Source organism: Algoriphagus sediminis, from assembly GCF_030403435.1.
In the GTDB taxonomy this organism is placed as follows: domain Bacteria; phylum Bacteroidota; class Bacteroidia; order Cytophagales; family Cyclobacteriaceae; genus Algoriphagus; species Algoriphagus sediminis.
In genome coordinates this window covers 172084-190026 of the sequence record NZ_JAUEPH010000003.1, presented here as the reverse complement: position 1 = coordinate 190026, position 17943 = coordinate 172084, and the positions used below count along the sequence as shown (strand labels likewise).

At 39.9% G+C, this 17943-nt stretch carries 14 protein-coding genes; all 14 read left to right on the top strand.

What is annotated here, in order from left to right; genetic code table 11:
- Position 1: 1 nt before the first annotated feature.
- Positions 2-367, top strand: a complete 366-nt coding sequence (locus tag QVH07_RS07350; RefSeq protein ID WP_289999516.1) for a hypothetical protein — start codon at positions 2-4, stop codon at positions 365-367.
- A gap of 5 nt (positions 368-372) precedes the next feature.
- Positions 373-1134, top strand: a complete 762-nt coding sequence (locus QVH07_RS07345) for an exodeoxyribonuclease III (protein ID WP_289999515.1) — start codon at positions 373-375, stop codon at positions 1132-1134.
- Positions 1135-1163: 29 nt separating this feature from the next.
- Positions 1164-1565, top strand: a complete 402-nt coding sequence (locus QVH07_RS07340) for an ATP-binding protein (protein WP_289999514.1) — start codon at positions 1164-1166, stop codon at positions 1563-1565.
- An 88-nt stretch (positions 1566-1653) separates the two neighbouring features.
- Positions 1654-1992: an rRNA maturation RNase YbeY gene (ybeY, locus tag QVH07_RS07335; RefSeq protein ID WP_353890983.1), complete on the top strand. Its 339-nt coding sequence runs from the start codon at positions 1654-1656 to the stop codon at positions 1990-1992.
- Between the two features lie 50 nt (positions 1993-2042).
- Positions 2043-3908, top strand: a complete 1866-nt coding sequence (gene mnmG, locus QVH07_RS07330) for a tRNA uridine-5-carboxymethylaminomethyl(34) synthesis enzyme MnmG (RefSeq protein WP_289999512.1) — start codon at positions 2043-2045, stop codon at positions 3906-3908.
- Positions 3909-3914: 6 nt separating this feature from the next.
- Positions 3915-4817 carry a class I SAM-dependent methyltransferase gene (locus QVH07_RS07325; RefSeq protein ID WP_289999511.1) on the top strand — a complete coding sequence of 301 codons (903 nt, stop codon included), beginning with the start codon at positions 3915-3917 and terminating at the stop codon, positions 4815-4817.
- Complete coding sequence (locus QVH07_RS07320) at positions 4814-6478, top strand: Ig-like domain-containing domain (RefSeq protein ID WP_289999510.1); 1665 nt, start codon at positions 4814-4816, stop codon at positions 6476-6478. The genes QVH07_RS07325 and QVH07_RS07320 overlap by 4 nt, the downstream gene beginning before the upstream one ends.
- A 460-nt stretch (positions 6479-6938) precedes the next feature.
- Positions 6939-8687, top strand: a complete 1749-nt coding sequence (locus tag QVH07_RS07315) for an AMP-dependent synthetase/ligase (protein WP_289999509.1) — start codon at positions 6939-6941, stop codon at positions 8685-8687.
- 239 nt (positions 8688-8926) lie between these two features.
- Positions 8927-9397, top strand: coding sequence for a MarR family winged helix-turn-helix transcriptional regulator (locus QVH07_RS07310; protein WP_289999508.1), 471 nt, complete (start codon positions 8927-8929; stop codon positions 9395-9397).
- 22 nt (positions 9398-9419) lie between these two features.
- Entirely contained in the window at positions 9420-11825 is a 2406-nt protein-coding gene (locus QVH07_RS07305; RefSeq protein ID WP_289999507.1) for a 3-hydroxyacyl-CoA dehydrogenase/enoyl-CoA hydratase family protein, read from the top strand.
- A gap of 37 nt (positions 11826-11862) precedes the next feature.
- Positions 11863-13035: a thiolase family protein gene (locus tag QVH07_RS07300; protein WP_289999506.1), complete on the top strand. Its 1173-nt coding sequence runs from the start codon at positions 11863-11865 to the stop codon at positions 13033-13035.
- 24 nt (positions 13036-13059) lie between these two features.
- Positions 13060-14856: an acyl-CoA dehydrogenase FadE gene (locus QVH07_RS07295; RefSeq protein ID WP_289999505.1), complete on the top strand. Its 1797-nt coding sequence runs from the start codon at positions 13060-13062 to the stop codon at positions 14854-14856.
- A 113-nt stretch (positions 14857-14969) separates the two neighbouring features.
- Positions 14970-15986, top strand: a complete 1017-nt coding sequence (locus QVH07_RS07290) for a DUF3500 domain-containing protein (protein ID WP_289999504.1) — start codon at positions 14970-14972, stop codon at positions 15984-15986.
- Between the two features lie 27 nt (positions 15987-16013).
- Positions 16014-17897 (top strand): CBS domain-containing protein, encoded by a 1884-nt coding sequence (locus tag QVH07_RS07285; protein ID WP_289999503.1) that lies wholly within the window; start codon positions 16014-16016, stop codon positions 17895-17897.
- Positions 17898-17943 lie beyond the last annotated feature (46 nt).

Here is a 17943-nt window from a genome sequence, read left to right as displayed (position 1 = left end):
TATGAGTATAAAGCGAGACCTGGATTTTGAGAGAAAGTGGAATAAGCTTAAACTCGCTTTGGAGGAAAGCATAGGTAAAAAACCGAATGACTTAAATGGAGTTCTATTCCTTATAGGAGTTCAAGAATTAGGTCAGGGACTGAAAACTTTTAGTAAAGAGCAAAAGCAGGACTTAATGCATATTGCCATTTGTAAAGTTCTAAGTTACCAGGGATTTTACGAACTGGATTATATCGACCAAGAGGGTTGGCCTCATTGGAAACTTATCAAGGAGCTCCCGCACATTGATTTATTGAATCAGGAAAAGCTTCTAAAAATTCAGGTTTTGGATTATTTTGAAAAAGAGTACGGAGAAAGCTTCGATTGAAAAACATGCGAATCATATCATATAACGTAAACGGGATTAGAGCTGCGATTAATAAGGGGTTCAGAGACTGGCTCAAAGCAGAAAATCCAGATATCATTGGTTTACAGGAGGTTAAGGCCTTAGAAAGCCAGGTAGAGCTCGCTCAGTTCGAAGATCTTGGTTATCACATTTATTGGTACCCTGCTGAGAAAAAAGGATATAGTGGTGTTGCAATTTTAACTAAATTGAAGCCTGTCAAAGTACATTACGGAATGGGACATGAAAGATTTGATTCTGAGGGAAGAGTTCTTCAAACGGATTTTGAGGATTTTTCCTTTGTTTCATCTTACTTCCCTTCAGGAACTACTGGTGACATAAGGCAAACATTCAAATATGAATTTCTAGATGGGATGTTTGATCATATGCAGTCACTTCTAAAAACCACTCCTAACCTGATTGTAAGCGGTGATTATAATATCTGTCATAAAGCTATCGATATTCATAATCCCGTATCAAACAAAAACAGCTCGGGGTTTTTACCAGAAGAGAGAGCATGGATGGATAAGTTGACTGAAAGTGGTTTTGATGATTCTTTCCGCCTGATGAATTCCGACCCCCATAATTACACCTGGTGGAGTTATCGGGCAAATGCAAGAAACAAGAATTTGGGTTGGAGGATTGATTATCACATGACATCTGAGTCAATGAAACCAAGAGTAAAAGATTCCGTAATTTTGCCAGAGATAAAGCATTCGGACCATTGTCCCATAAGAATAGAAATTATCTAAGTTAAAAGAGGTTTAATTATATCTAGTCGATGAAAACAATTAAAATTTCAATACCATCTTTGATCGACAATATTAAGATTGTCGAAAGCTTCATCGACAATGCCCGAGAAAAGTTCCAAATCGATGACGACATCTATGGAAACATCATGATTTCTGTCACCGAATGTGTAAGCAATGCCATACAGCATGGCAACCGAGAAGACAAACAAAAATCGGTACACCTAGAACTCATCATGGATGATGACCTTTTACAGTTTATCATTACAGATGAGGGAGACGGTTTCGATCAGGATAATTTACAGGATCCTACAGCACCAGAAAATATTGAGAAACCAGGTGGAAGAGGAATTTTCCTAATCAAACACTTGACCGATGAATTCAAGCTGGATAATGGCGGCACCAAGGCAACCCTTGGTTTCTATTTGAATTAAGATGGCAATTTCCTTTTTTTCAGAGGACACATCATTTCGATACAAACATCGGAACAAGACCAAAAAGTGGCTGCGTCAAATTGCAGGAATGAGTAATAAAAAAATTGCGGACCTCAATTACATTTTCTGCTCTGACGACTACCTTCTACAAATTAACCTCCAATACCTGAATCATAATACTTATACAGATATTATCACATTTGATGGAAGTGATGCCTCTGAAGAAATTTCAGGGGATATTTTTATAAGTATAGACAGAGTTCAAGAAAATGCAATGACTTTGGGAACCATTCCCGACACTGAGCTATTACGAGTAATAAGTCATGGTCTCTTACATTTGATTGGTTATAATGACAAATCAAACAAAGACAAGAAAGTAATGAGGCAAAAAGAGACTGAGGCAATAGAATTATTTGAATCCATTTAACTGTTCCACGTGGAACATCATCTTTTGTTCCACGTGAAACATCTCAAGAAATGTTTAAAAAATACGATGTAATTGTAGTTGGCGCTGGACACGCTGGGTGTGAAGCAGCTCATGCAGCAGCTCGAATAGGGGCTTCTGTCTTATTGTGTACCATGAACATGAATACGATCGCACAGATGTCCTGTAATCCAGCAATGGGTGGAGTGGCTAAAGGCCAAATAATAAGAGAAATCGATGCCTTGGGAGGAATGTCCGGTATCGTGGCTGACAAATCCATGATTCAGTTTAGAATGCTAAACCGATCAAAGGGTCCAGCGATGTGGAGTCCCCGCAGTCAAAACGACCGTATGAGGTTTGCAGAAGAGTGGAGACTAACCCTCGAACAAACGCCGAATGTGGATTTTTGGCAAGAAATGGTTAAGGGAATTATTGTAAAGGATAAAAAAGTGGTCGGAGTAAAAACGGGAATGGGGCTGGAGATAAAAGCCAAAACCGTCGTTTTGACCAACGGTACATTTCTAAATGGATTAATTCATATTGGAGAAAAACAATTCGGTGGTGGAAGAACTGGAGAGTCCGCAGCTTATGGGATAACCGAACAGCTCTTAGACTTAGGCTTTGAGTCTGGTCGAATGAAAACCGGTACACCTCCTAGAGTAGATGGAAGATCTCTCGATTATTCCAAAATGGAAGAACAGCTTGGGGATGTGAAACCAGAAAAATTCAGCTTTTCTCATGAAACAACCACTCTAAAGAACCAAAGAAGCTGCTGGATAACCTATACAAACCCTGAAGTTCACAGGTCACTTGAAGAAGGCTTTGATAAATCTCCGATGTTCAATGGACGAATTCAAGGACTCGGACCGAGATATTGTCCATCAATTGAGGATAAAATCAATCGTTTCGCTGAAAGAGATCGACATCAGATATTCGTAGAGCCTGAAGGATGGAACACAGTTGAAATATATGTCAATGGTTTCTCCACTTCTTTACCTGAAGACATTCAATACAAAGCACTACGAAAGATTCCTGGTTTTGAGAATGCAAAAATGTTTCGCCCAGGCTACGCGATAGAATATGATTATTTTCCACCAACCCAGCTAAAACTTAGCTTGGAAACGCAACTGGTAGACAACCTATTTTTCGCAGGACAAATTAATGGTACCACTGGTTATGAAGAGGCCGCCTGTCAGGGACTGTTCGCAGGTATTAATGCAGCGAGACGTGTACAAGAAGAAGAATCGTTTATTCTAAAAAGATCGGATGCATATATCGGAGTACTAATCGATGACCTCATTAATAAGGGTACCGATGAACCCTATAGAATGTTCACTTCGAGAGCAGAGTTTCGACTTCTCTTAAGACAGGACAATGCTGATTTAAGGCTAACTCCTTTAGGATATCAATTAGGACTTGCGAGCGAAGAGCGACTCGAGCAGGTAAAAATTAAAGAAAAAGCTACGGAGGAATTACAAGAGCAGATAACAAAAATCAAGCTTTCTCCTGATGATATCAATACAAAACTACAACAACTTAATACCGCTATCATAAAAGAAAAAACGACCGCAGAGAAGTTGCTTAAACGACCAAATATAGGAATTTTTGATATTCAAACCCTTGATAATCAAACAAATACAATCCTTTCTTCATACGCCAAGGATGTATTAGAACAAGTAGAAATAATCACAAAATATGATAGCTATCTCCGTAAGGAGCGCCAAATGGTGGAGAAAATGAGTAGTATGGAAAATTTCAAAATACCCTCTGATTTCCAGTACACTGAAATTCCTGCACTTTCTGCAGAAGGAAAACAAAAACTCAGTAAAATCAGACCAGAGACTCTAGGCCAGGCTTCTAGAATCAGTGGTGTATCCCCCGCTGACCTATCCATCATTACCGTATATTTGGACAAATAATTAACAATGTCTGAAACACTTGGTAGTTGTCCTCTTTGTGGAAGTCATAAAATCCATAAGGGTTACAAAAAGATAAGCGACCATGCAGTTAGTCAGGAAACTTTCACTCTTGACCGCTGTCAGGATTGTGATTTAATTTTTACCAACCCAAGGCCATCCCAACAGGAAATTCACCCTTATTATGATTTTGAGGAGTATTATTCCCATTCCGATGGAGGCAAAGACTTAATATCAAAAATTTACCAAACGGTCAAAGACAGAAATATAAATACCAAACTCAAAAGACTTGAAAAACTGATTGGCCGAAAGGGAAAGTGGCTTGATTACGGTTGTGGAACGGCCGAACTTATCAATCAGGGAAATATACATGGGTGGACCGTATTCGGTATCGAACCAAATCAACAAGCATTCTCTTTATCCCAGATCAAACTTCCAAACCAAATCTTCCAGTCCATTGATTCGTGTGACGAAAATTCATTTGATATAATCACCTTATACCACGTACTAGAACATATCCACGATCTCAAAGAAACAGTAGATCAACTTTTGAAGAGGTTGAAAGTTGGGGGGTATATCATAATTGCAGTTCCCAATCCGCTGAGCCTAGATTCAGAAAAATATGGACCTTTTTGGGCCGGTTGGGATGTTCCTAGACATCTCTATCATTTTACTGATCATACCATGCAAAAGTTCGCTCAAATTTACAATCTAAACCTTATAGAAACAGAGCCATTGGTCTTTGATAGCTATTACGTCTCTTTACTTTCGGAGAAATACAAAAACCCCAATACCTCAAACATTGTCAAATACTCGTTAGCATTTCTTTCAGGAATTCAATCAAACACCAAGGCCAGAATAAACTCGAATCGGCAACACTCTAGTAATATTTATTACTTTCAAAAGTCTTGAAACTATTAACGAAAATATTGCCACTATGGAGTTTGCTCTTACTTCTCGGCTGTGCCAAACAAAGCACTCCTCAAGGGGGACCGATTGACGAAGACCCACCGAATATAATCTCACAATATCCTGAAAACCAGTCTATTAACACGGTTCCTGAAGAAATTATTATCGAGTTTGATGAGTATATAAAACTGGATAATCCCTCCAAGAACATCATTATCACACCACGACTGGATAAGGATAAAATAATTACAACAGCACTAAAAAACAGGGTGCGTGTAGACCTTAATCAGGAACTAGAAGAAAATACTACCTACGTTTTCAATTTTCAAAAATCTGTTCAAGATGCCTCAGAAAGCAATCCAGCACAAAACCTGAAAGTAGTTTTTTCAACTGGACCAACAATAGACAGCCTTACTGTACAAGGAAGAGTTAACGTTTTATTCCCAGATAGAAACACTAATTATCGGGATGTTTTGATCGGGCTATATAGAACTCAGGACACCACAGATCTTTTTACCTCCCCTCCCTACTATATAGGACAAGCCGATTCGACAGGAAACTTCCAGCTAGAAAACCTTCGTGAAGGAGAGTTTCTTGCTTATGCATGGCTTGACGAGAACAATACCTTAAAGGCGGAAGGGAAAAACGAAAATTTCGCCTTTATCAAGGATACCTTAACCATTACTCCAGAAACTGAAAAGCTTCTCCATTTCAATCTGGCAAAATCTGACCAAGGGGAGTTTAAGCTAAATCGGTCAACTGAGTCTGGTAGCGCATATCAATTAGTCTTTAATAAAGGTTTACGAGATTTTGCACTGCAGCACAGTACAGATTATAATCTATCCTTTAAGATTAATGATGATAGGGTCAAGATTTACTCAGATCAAACCATTCCAGATAGTTTATCCCTACAAATTTTCGCCACAGATTCCATACTACAGACAGTGGATAGCCTAGTTTGGGCAAAATTCCAAGAATCCGACAGAGCCAAAGAAGAGTTATCAGTGACCGTAGCTTCCGGAAAAAGCTTTTTCGAAAACCTGAAAATGGACTTAACCTTCAGTAAACCCCTTGCAGCGATCAATTATGATTCATTACAGGTTGTTTATGACTCAGCTCAATTTTATCAAATCACGCCAGAAATGCTCAGTTTCAAGGACTCCCTTAGACGCGATCAACTTCAAATTCAGCTTTTTGTACCAGATTCTTTAAACCAAAGCATATTCACTTTAAGTGCCTCCGACTCTACATTTCAGGATGTAGAAAATCAGTACAATCTCCAATCAATCACAGCCAATTTCCGAAAATTGAAAAGGGAATCTCTCGCTGATGAGATTTCTGGGAGTGTAAATACCGGAGCAACCAATCTCATAATTCAACTACTCAACTCCAAAGAAGAAGTAATAAAGGAACTAGAACAATCCAATCAGGCGGATTTTTCATTCAAACTTATTGAACCTGGAATTTATAGGTTAAGAGTCATTGAGGATACAAATGGAAACGGAGTATGGGATCCACCTAATTTCGCCACAGGCCGACAGCCGGAATTGGTTTATTACTTCCTCGATCCTGAGACTCAGAGCAAAGATATTACAATAAGAGGGGGTTGGACAGTTGGTCCTCTTGTCATCCAAAGTATTCCTAAATCAGGAATACTGAATTAATCTGCCAGTGGATAATGTGGTTTTCTATGTGGATAGAATAAGGCATAAATCTAAGTTTCCGACATTTTATCCCAAGCCATTTCACGATGCATTCTTCCATATCCAGAAACTGAGGATAAGTGCAGAGTTTTCAACAGAGTTTCCCAGAGTTAACCACTTCCACTTTAACCACACAATTTACTTTCACAAAAAGAAAATAAATGTCTACAACTTTACAAACAACTGATTATCAATATTTTATATGTTTAAAACTTGGGGAAAAATAATTTAAACATCTACCCAATTTGTGGGTTTCAGACAACATTCAAGTTTCCCACATTTCCACACACTTAGTAATAATCATAAGATTTTTTAATTAAAATTTCTATTCTTATAAATAGCATGTTGGTAATCCACATGCCTGTTGGTTCGATGATGCTTATTTGGTATAATTATAGAACCAATTAAAACCCAAAATAAGATGGAAGTTAAAAGGCTGTTTGATCTGATTCCATATCAGATTTCGACATATGATAAAGATGTGTGTCTTGCAAAAAAAGAAAATGGACAATGGAAAACATTTTCTTCTAGAGATCTGAAACGGATTGTTGATAATTTGAGTCTGGCTTTCCTTTCTGGTGGAATCAAGAGTAAGGATAAAGTAGCTATCATTTCTAATAATTGTCCTGAATGGAATTTTGTGGATTTGGCTTTGCAACAAATCGGAGCTGTTTCTGTACCCATGTATCCCACCATTACTTCTGAGGATTATGACTATATCTTCAATCATGCAGAAGTAAAAATGATTTTTGTTGGAGATCAGGAGATATATGACAAAGCTTCAAAAGTGGCCGGTGATAGACGAATTCTAAGTTTTGAGAAACTGGAGGGTGTAGATTTTTGGGAAGACTTTTTAAAAACAGGAGAAGGTGGAGATCTTCAGGAACTTGAAAATTCAAAGAATGCAGTTCAGGAATCAGATCTCTTTACAATCATATATACTTCTGGAACCACTGGTCGACCAAAAGGCGTCATGCTGAAGCATTCAAATGTTATGTCAAACATGGTTGCCATAGAAAAGATCTGGACCATTCCACCAGGAACTTCAAGGGTAATCAGCTTTTTACCGCTTTGCCATATCTATGAGAGAGCAGCTTCCTTTGCTTACCTTTTTGCGGGCTATTCTGTTTATTATGCTGAAAGTCTCGAGACTTTGGGTGAAAATATAAAGGAGGTTAAGCCTCACATGTTTAATACAGTTCCACGACTGTTAGAGAAAATTTACGATAAGATTGTAGCCAAAGGTTATGAACTTACTGGTATCAAGAAGAAGTTATTTTTCTGGGCTTTGGAATTGGGTCATAAATATGATCCTAATGTTGATTTAGGTGGATGGTATAATTGGCAATTAAAAATGGCCAACAAAATCATTTTCAGTAAATGGAGAGAAGCTCTGGGAGGAGAAATACAACAAATCAATTCGGGAGCGTCTGCTTTGCAGCCAAGATTACTCAGGGTTTTTTGGGCAGCAGAAATCAAAATATGTGAAGGTTATGGGTTAACAGAAACCTCACCTGTGATTACAGCTTCTATTTGTACCCATGAAGATATGAGGATCGGTTATGTGGGAAAAGTGATAGAAGGTGTAGAAGTTAAGATCGCTGAAGATGGAGAGATTTTGGCGAAAGGACCAAACATTATGATGGGATACTACAAGGAACCTGAGATGACTGCTGAGGTCATTAAGGATGGCTGGTTCCATACCGGGGACATAGGAGTGCTCGATGGAGAATATCTCAAAATCACAGACCGGAAAAAAGAGATGTTTAAAACCTCAGGTGGAAAATATATAGCACCACAGGTAATGGAAAATAAGTTTAAAGAGTCTGCACTCATTGAACAGCTTATGGTGGTAGGTGAAAACCGGAAATTTCCTTCTGCGATCATTGTTCCAAGTTTCGAAGGACTTCGGGATTACTGCAAGCATAAGGGAATTGCATATTCGAATGATTCTGAAATGATAGAGAAACCAGAAATACTTGAAAAGTTTCAACGTGAAATAGATGGTTTGAATAAATACTTCGGAAAATGGGAGCAAATAAAAAAATTCAAACTTCTACCTAATGTCTGGCAAGTGGACAGTGGTGAACTCACTCCTACTATGAAGCTGAAAAGGAAAGTAATCAAAGAAAAATACCAAAAAGAGATTGAGGATCTGTACGCAGCTTAATATTTGATTTGGATCAAAAACGTCCCAATACCTAGGGACAATAGATCATACGGAAAACGGAGCAAATAATCTATTTTGTTTCGTTTTCTTAGTTTTTAAGCATATTTATAAAATAATATTCTGAATTTTAATCATTCACTGGTAGTTAATTTGTGATGCATGCATAATTATTTTTCGATTTTTGTATGCATGCATACTAAATTTTTTTACTTTAGATTTCTTTTGAGATCTGAAAGTAAATGAAGAGAGAAGAGACCGTTGATTTCCATATTAAAAGTGCCTGGCATGCCATTTCCAGGATGTATAATCAGCAAGCCGCAAAGGAGGACTTTACCACTGCTATCGGTTTTGTACTGATCAACATTAATTCTAAGGATGGAACACCAGCTACGAAGATTGCTCCTAAGTTAGGTCTAGAAACCAGGAGTCTGACCAGGATGCTGAAAACCATGGAAGAAAAAGACCTCATCTATAAAAAGCCGGATGAGCAAGACAAACGGTCTGTTCGAATTTATTTGACCGAAGAGGGAAAACGCAAAAAGGAAATTTCCGTCAGCACCATTAAACTTTTTAATGAGCAGGTAAGGGAAATTGTAAGCGAGGAGGAGCTGAATAATTTTTTCGAAGTATTTAGGAAAATTCAATTGGTCATCGATCAGGTCCAGGCAGAAAACGTATCCGAATTACAGAAATCAATTATTGAATTTTAAAAGAGTATAAGCCAAAATAATCATGAAGCGAACTATTAGAAAAGTTGCCGTATTGGGTTCAGGCGTTATGGGTTCCAGAATCGCCTGTCACTTTGCCAATATAGGTGTGGAAGTTCTTCTTTTGGATATTGTTCCTTTTGAGCTGAATGAAGCAGAAACCAAAAAAGGACTTACGAAAGAAAACCCTGTCGTCAGAAACCGGATCGTGAATGAGGCATTAGCCAGCACATTAAAGTCTAATCCCTCCGCCATTTACGATAAAGCATTTGCCAGTAGAATTTCTACAGGAAATTTTGATGACGACCTTCCTAAAATTAAAGACTATGACTGGGTTATTGAGGTCGTAGTAGAAAGGCTTGACATCAAGCAGCAATTGTTTGAAAAAGTAGAAAAGTATAGGACACCGGGGACTTTGATTACCTCAAACACATCAGGCATTCCAATGCATATGATGTGCGAAGGTAGAAGCGAAGACTTTCAGGTTAATTTTGCGGGAACACACTTTTTCAATCCTCCAAGATATCTTAGACTTCTAGAAATTATTCCAGGTCCGAAAACAGATCCTGAAATCGTTGATTTCTTGATGGATTATGGAGATAAGTTTCTTGGAAAAGAAACTGTCTTATGTAAAGACACACCGGCATTTATCGCGAATCGAATCGGTGTGTACTCCATTATTTCAGCCATGCATACCATTGAAAAAATGGGAATGGGTGTTTCTGAAGTGGATAAGCTTACAGGTACTGTAATTGGTAGAGCCAAGTCAGCAACTTTTAGAACAATGGATGTAGTTGGTCTAGACACTACCGTAAATGTGGCGAATAACTTGTACAAAGTACTTCCTCATGATGAATCAAGAGATAAGTTCAAACTTCCAAAAATCGTAGAAGTCCTTTATAACAATAAGTGGTTTGGAGATAAGACAGGCCAAGGTTACTTCAAAATGATTCGTCATAAAGATGGACGAAAAGAACTCAAGGAGATAGACTTTGAAACTTTTGAATATAAGCCTGCAGAAAAGCCAAAGTTTAAATCACTCGAAGCGGCCAAGGAAGTTGAAGATTTAAAAGAAAGAATAAAGCTACTTGTCAATTTCGATGATAAAGCCGGAGAGTTTTATAGAGCTACTTTCTATGATTCACTTCGATATTGTTCATTCAGAATTCCAGAAATCGCAGACGAGCTTTATAGAATTGATCAGGCTGTTTCTGCAGGATTCGGTTGGGAGCTTGGGCCGTTTGAGACTTGGGATGTTCTCGGAGTTAAAGAGACAGCTGAGAAAATGGAAGCAGCTGGAGAAAAACCAGCCGATTGGGTTTTCGAAATGCTTGAGGCTGGATTTGAAAGTTTCTACAAAGTGAAAAACGGGAAGAAACTTTACTACGATATTCCATCCAAAAGCTACAAGGAAATACCGGGAACAGATGATTTCATCATTCTGGATACTCTTAAAGCGGCAGGTAAGAAAGTCTGGGGAAATGCTGGGGCCACTATCTATGATATGGGTGATGATGTAATCAACCTGGAATTCCATACTAAAATGAATTCCATGGGCCAAGAAGTAGTAGAAGGAATTAATACCGCTATTACCATGGCTGAGAAGTCTTACAAAGGGCTCGTCATTGGAAATGAAGGGGCCAATTTCTCCGCAGGAGCAAATCTTGCAATGCTATTTATGTTTGCCGGTGATCAGGACTTTGACGAAATAAACCTGATGATTGCTGGCTTCCAGAATACTATGATGAGAGCGAGGTTCTCCTCAGTTCCTGTTGTAGTCGCACCGCATAATATGGCTTTGGGAGGTGGATGTGAGCTGTCGCTTCACTCCGATCATATTCAGGCACATGCAGAACTGTATATGGGCTTAGTGGAAGTAGGTGTTGGTTTGATCCCTGCAGGAGGAGGAACAAAGGAAATGACGCTTCGATTCTCCAACAGCTTGATAGCTGGAGATGTAGAAATGAATCAACTGCAGGAATACTTCATGAATATTGCCACGGCAAAAGTTGCTACCTCTGCAAATGAGGCAATGAATCTTAACTATTTAAGGCCGACCGATGGAATCACCCTGAATAGAAAAAGGCAGCTGGCTGAAGCAAAAGCCAAAGTAATCGAACTTTACGATGCAGGTTATACTCAGCCAGTTCAGCAAAAGGATATCAAGGTCCTTGGAAAGAGCTCTCTGGCACTTTTCGAAGCAGGAATAACAGGAATGCGATATGGGGCTTACATCTCCGAGCATGATGCTAAAATCGCAAGGAAGTTGGCATGGGTAATGTCAGGTGGGGACTTGTCAGCACCAACCATGGTCTCTGAACAATACCTCTTGGATTTGGAAAGGGAGGCTTTCCTCAGTCTTACCGGAGAGCAAAAAACGCTGGAGAGAATCCATAGTATTTTATTCAAAGGCAAACCTCTCAGAAACTGATTTTTTCCTTAAAACTTCAAATTCTAAATAAAAAATTATGAACGCTTATATAGTAAACGGATATAGATCAGCAGTCGGAAAGGCAAAAAAAGGAGGGTTTCGATTCTATAGACCTGATGATCTTGCTGCTGACGTAATCAAGCATTTGGTGGCAAATACACCGGGTCTTGAAACATCTCATGTTCAGGACTTGATCGTAGGTAATGCTGTACCGGAAGCAGAGCAGGGAATGCAAATGGGAAGAATGATTTCCCTTTTGGCACTCGGTATTGATAACCCAGGCTTCATTATAAATCGATATTGTGGCTCTGGATTAGAAGCTATTGCTTTGGCTTCCGCCAAAGTTAATGCAGGTATGGCTGATTGTATCATTGCTGGTGGTACAGAGTCCATGTCTTTGGTCCCAATGATGGGATATAAAACGGCTTTAAACTGGAAGATAGCCTCTGAGCACCCTAGCTATTATTTGAGTATGGGTCTTACTGCGGAGGAATTGGCAGCCGAATATGAAATCACCAGAGAAGAAGCAGATGCATTTTCTGTAAGATCTCATGATAGGGCTTTGGCGGCGATCGCCGAAGGAAAATTTAAAGACGAAATTGTTCCAGTTGAAGTCGAGGAAACATTCTTGGATGGAGATGGAAAAAAGAAAGTCAGAAAATTTACCGTGGATACCGATGAAGGGCCGAGACCGGGAACTTCCATGGAAGGATTGGCAAAATTAAGACCAGCCTTCAAACAAGGAGGACAGGTTACTGCAGGTAATTCCTCTCAAACTAGTGACGGGGCAGCCTTTGTGGTAGTGATGTCTGAGCGAATGGTAAAAGAGCTGAACTTGGAGCCTGTCGCCAGAATGATGTCTTATTCGGTAGCAGGTGTTGACCCTAGAATTATGGGTATTGGTCCTAAAGAAGCAGTGCCAAAAGCATTGGATCAGGCGGGACTGAAGCTTAAGGATATTGAATTGATCGAATTGAATGAAGCGTTTGCAGCTCAGGGGCTAGCGGTGATTAAAGCACTGGACTTGAACCCTGATATTGTAAATGTAAATGGTGGAGCTGTTGCTCTTGGTCACCCACTGGGATGTACCGGAGCGAAGCTTTCTGTGCAGCTTTTCAATGAAATGAAAAGACAAAATATGAAGTATGGAATGGTCACTGCCTGTGTAGGCGGGGGTCAGGGTGTAGCTGGAGTATATGAACTCCTTTAAACTCGAAAACTAGATAAAAAGAAAATGGAAAGTGTAGCAAAAGATTCTCTCAATGGTGGAGAGTTCTTAATCAAAGAATCAAAGGCTCAGGACGTCTTTATTCCTGAGCAGTTTACCGAAGAGCAGCAAATGATGGCTCAGGCCTGTCAGGACTTCATCGATACGGAAATTCATCCAAATATTGAAGAGATTGACAGCATGAAAAACCCTGATCTTGTTCCTTCTATTTTTAGAAAAGCAGGTGAATTGGGGCTTTTGGGTATTTCCGTTCCAGAGGAATATGGTGGAATGGGAATGAGCTTTAATACTTCTATGCTCATCGCAGATATTATTGGTGCAGCAGGATCCTTTTCTACCACCTATGGTGCGCATACAGGAATAGGTACCCTCCCGATATTATACTATGGCAATGAAGAACAAAAGTCAAAGTATCTGCCTAAACTAGCGACTGGCGAATGGGCAGCTTGTTACTGCTTGACTGAGCCTGATGCGGGCTCCGACGCAAACAGCGGAAAGACTAAAGCAACACTGACCGAAGATGGTAAACACTACCTTATTAACGGTCAGAAAATGTGGATCTCAAATGCTGGCTTTGCAGACCTATTCATTGTTTTCGCCAAAATCGAAGACGATAAAAACCTGACTGCTTTCATCGTAGAGAAAAATTTTGGTGGAATTACCATGAATGAGGAAGAGAAGAAGCTTGGTATTAAGGGTTCTTCCACTCGCCAGGTGTTTTTCAATGACTGTAAAGTACCGGTTGAGAACATGCTCTCCGAAAGACAAAACGGATTTAAGATTGCAGTAAACATCTTGAATATCGGTAGGATTAAATTGGGTGCTGGAGTTCTTGGTGGAACCAGAACAGTCACTACTCAGGCTATCAAATATTCTACCGAGCGTAAGCAGTTTGGAGTCAGCATTAATTCATTTGGTGCGATCAAAGCGAAGCTTGCAGAAATGGCTATCAGGACGTTTGTGACGGAGTCACTTTGCTATAGGGCTGGGCAGGATATTGAAGAAAGAATTGCGGAACTGGCAGCTGAAGGAATGGCCGAAAACGAGGCTAAGCTTAAGGGTGTGGAAGAATTTGCCCTAGAATGTGCTATCGCAAAGGTCCATGGTTCTGAAGTTTTGGATTATGTAGTGGATCAGGGTGTCCAGGTGTATGGCGGAATGGGATATTCGGCAGATGCACCTATGGAGAGAGCTTATCGTGATGCCAGAATTTCCAGAATTTACGAAGGAACCAATGAGATTAACAGAATGCTCATGGTTGGTATGCTTTTGAAAAGAGCCATGAAAGGAGAGATTAATCTTTTTGAACCTGCGATGGCGGTATCAAAAGAATTGACGTCTGTTCCGTCTTTCGGAAGTATTGACAACTCCCAGTTCCTGGCTCAGGAAAAAGATGTGCTGAAAAACCTTAAGAAAGTTTTCTTAATGGTGGGTGGAAAAGCTGCAATGGCCCTTCAGGAAAAAATCGAGGACGAGCAAGAAGTAATGATGAATCTTGCGGATGTGATGATCGAAATTTATGCGGCGGAATCAGCTGTTCTTAGAACAGAAAAGCTTGCAGGAATTAAAGGCGAAGAGGCAGTAGCAAACCAGCTTGCAATGACTCAGGTTTACTTATCCGAAGCGATTGATAAAATTACAGCCGCTGCGAAAGAAGCAATTGCTTCCTTCACTTCTGGTGATGAGCAGAAGGTAATGTTGATGGGTTTGAAGAGATATACAAAGGCCCCATTGGTAAATACCAAAGTTCTGAGAAGACAAGTCGCTGACTTTATGATCGCTGAAGGGAAGTATCCATTTTGATTAGTTAATTGATAGAGAGAAAGCCCCTGGCCCTTTTGGGTTAGGGGCTTTTTTGTTTGAAAATGTGTAGCTTAGAAATACCAGTTAGCTTTTCATCTTTCACATCCATCACTATGAAAAAGTATTCTATCATCATTCTTGGCTTTGTATCCATTCTGTGTATCGTGTTTTTTTCTTTTCGGGATAAGCCAGTTGAATCATTTCTGAACTCTCTTTCTGAAACCCAAAAGGCCAAGGCTTTGCTTGATTTCAATCATGAAGCAAAGACAGAGTGGCACTTTTTTCCTGGAACCATGTATGAAAGAGAAGGCCTGGTATTTTCAGACCTTTCTGAAGACCAACGAGAGAAGCTTTTCGCATTGCTTCAAAGTTATTTGTCTAAGTCTGGGCTGGAAAAAACAAAGGCAATAATGGGTCTGGAGGCTGTCCTTCGGGAATTTTCCGGAGACTCAGTTTTGAGAAACCCTGAAAACTATCATTTGGCATTTTATGGAGACCCCTTGAATGATGATGTTTGGGCCTGGTCTTTTGAAGGACATCACGTGTCCTTGAATTATACCATAGCCGGTGACAAGGTAACTGCGACTCCCAGGTTTTTCGGTTCTAATCCTGCCCGAATCCCAAGTGGGCCACGAGAAGGTGAGCGAGTACTTAAGGAGGAAGAGGATCTCGGTTTTGCTTTAATAAACAGCATGTCGGAGGAACAATTGGAGAAAGCTATTTTTAGGGAAGAGTCCTATAGGGAAATAGTTACCATAAATAAATCGGTCGTGGACCCCCTTGATCCTGTAGGGTTGAGTTTTGAGGAATTGAATTCCAAGCAACAGGATGCCTTGATTAAAATCATTGATCTATATCTAAGTGCCTTGCCCAATAAGCTAAATCAGGAACGACGTAAAGTCATTCAAGATGAAGGTTTTGATCATATCCATTTTGGATGGGTTGGCGCGAAAGAATTAGGATCAGCACATTATTATCGGGTTCAGGGATTATCATTTCTGATTGAATTTGATAATTCCCAAAATGGAGCAAATCATGTTCACACGGTTTGGCGAGACTTCGAGGGTGATTTTGGCAGAGACATTTTAGTAGAACATTATTTGAACTCTCCGCATCACGTGGTACAGTAAGCTGATTAAAGTCATTTCATTTGTTGCTTGCTAGCAGCAGGCTTAACCAAGGACACGCCTATTTTCGCAGGTATGGGAGATCAATCTATTCAACAGAATTTCACCGACGTACAAAAAGCAAGACTATCTGCACAGCTTCTAGAAGATTTAGCTGCTCTAGAATACCTTTTAGATAATGGAAAGATTGAAAAAGGAGTTACTCGAATTGGTGCAGAGCAAGAGTTTTGTTTGGTAGACCGGGAAGGACGACCTGCTACCTGTGCTAGTGAGTTGCTAGAGGCTGTGAACGATAAGCATTTCACTTCTGAGCTTGCTGTTTTCAACCTCGAGATAAATCTGGATCCTTTTGAACTCAAGGGTGATGCCTTTACTAAAATGCAAAATCAACTTGAGTCTTTGCTTCAGCTAGCCAAGGAAAAAGGAAAAGAAAAAGAAGTTCAGATCATTCTAACTGGTATCCTTCCTACCATCACCAAGAGGGAGTTGGAGGAAGATTATATGACTCCTAGCCCCCGATATCATGCACTCAATGAAAGGCTAAAAGAATTGAAACAGGGTGACTTTTCCCTTTATCTGGCAGGTGTTGATGAATTATCCATAAAACATAAAAATGTTCTTTTTGAGGCTTGCAATACCAGTTTCCAAATGCATTTGCAAATAGACCCCAATGATTTTGAAAGTGCATATAACTGGGCTCAGGCCATTTCGGGACCACTTTTGGGAATAGCTTCAAACTCTCCGCTGCTATTGGGCAGAGAGCTTTGGTACGAAACCCGAATAGGCCTTTTCCAGCAAAGCATTGATTCCAGGCCTACTACTTTTGCCTTAAAAGAGCAATTGGCCAGAGTGAGCTTTGGTAGAGATTGGGCAAAGGGTACCATAGTGGACTATTTTAAAAATGAGATAGCAGATCACAGGGTTATCCTTGGAAAGGAAATTGAAGGAAACTCTTTTGAAAAGGCGCAAAGCGGAGAAACCCCAAAACTTGATGCGCTGAACCTTCACAATGGTACAATTTATCGATGGAATCGGCCGTGTTACGGTGTAGGTAAAGGAAAGGCTCATTTACGAATAGAGAACCGATATATCCCGGCAGGGCCCACGGCGATAGACGAAATGGCGAATATGGCACTTTGGGTTGGCTTAATGTTGGGTCGACCGGAGAAGTATGACAACAGCAGTGAGAAAATGAGTTTTAGGGATGTTAAGTCAAACTTTGTGAATGCCGCAAGGGTAGGAAGAAGAGCCCAGATGTTTTGGTTTGGTAAGAAAGTTACCATTGAGGACTTAATGTTAGAGGAGTTTCTCCCAATTGCAGAGGATGGGTTGCAAAAAGCAGGGGTGGATGAAAGTGATATTATACGCTTGTTTGAAGTAATCCGAGGAAGACTTAATGGTCAATCAGGCTCAGAATGGATTATCAATAATTTCAGAAAACTTAAAGAAGGCTGTAAACAGGATGATGCCTTATTAAGTCTGGTGAAGAACCTTCAGGTTTTTGAGGATAGCGGGCTTCCGGTTCACCTTTGGCCGGAAGCAGAAAAAATAAAGAAAGTTACGAAACCAACCCTTGTCGCTCATGCGATGAGTACTTTGCTTTTTAGGGTAGGAAAACATGATTCCGCTGAGCTTGCCAAGCAAATTATGGAATGGAAAAACATCCATCATGTTCCAGTGGAGGATGAATCGGGAAAAATTTGCGGTCTTCTTACCTGGAGTCATCTCAGAAAAATTAAGGGAATGTCATCAAGCACAATGGTGGCAGATGTGATGGTAAATGAAATATATGTGACCGAACCAACTACCCCATTGGAGGAGGTAAAAAGGCTTATGAAAGACAAGGCAATAGGTTGTCTACCGGTTTTAGATAAAGGTCACTTAGTGGGAATTATCACGGAAAATGATTTCTGAAAAATTTTCAGACCTGAGAATCCCAGATAGGCCATTAAGACCTTAT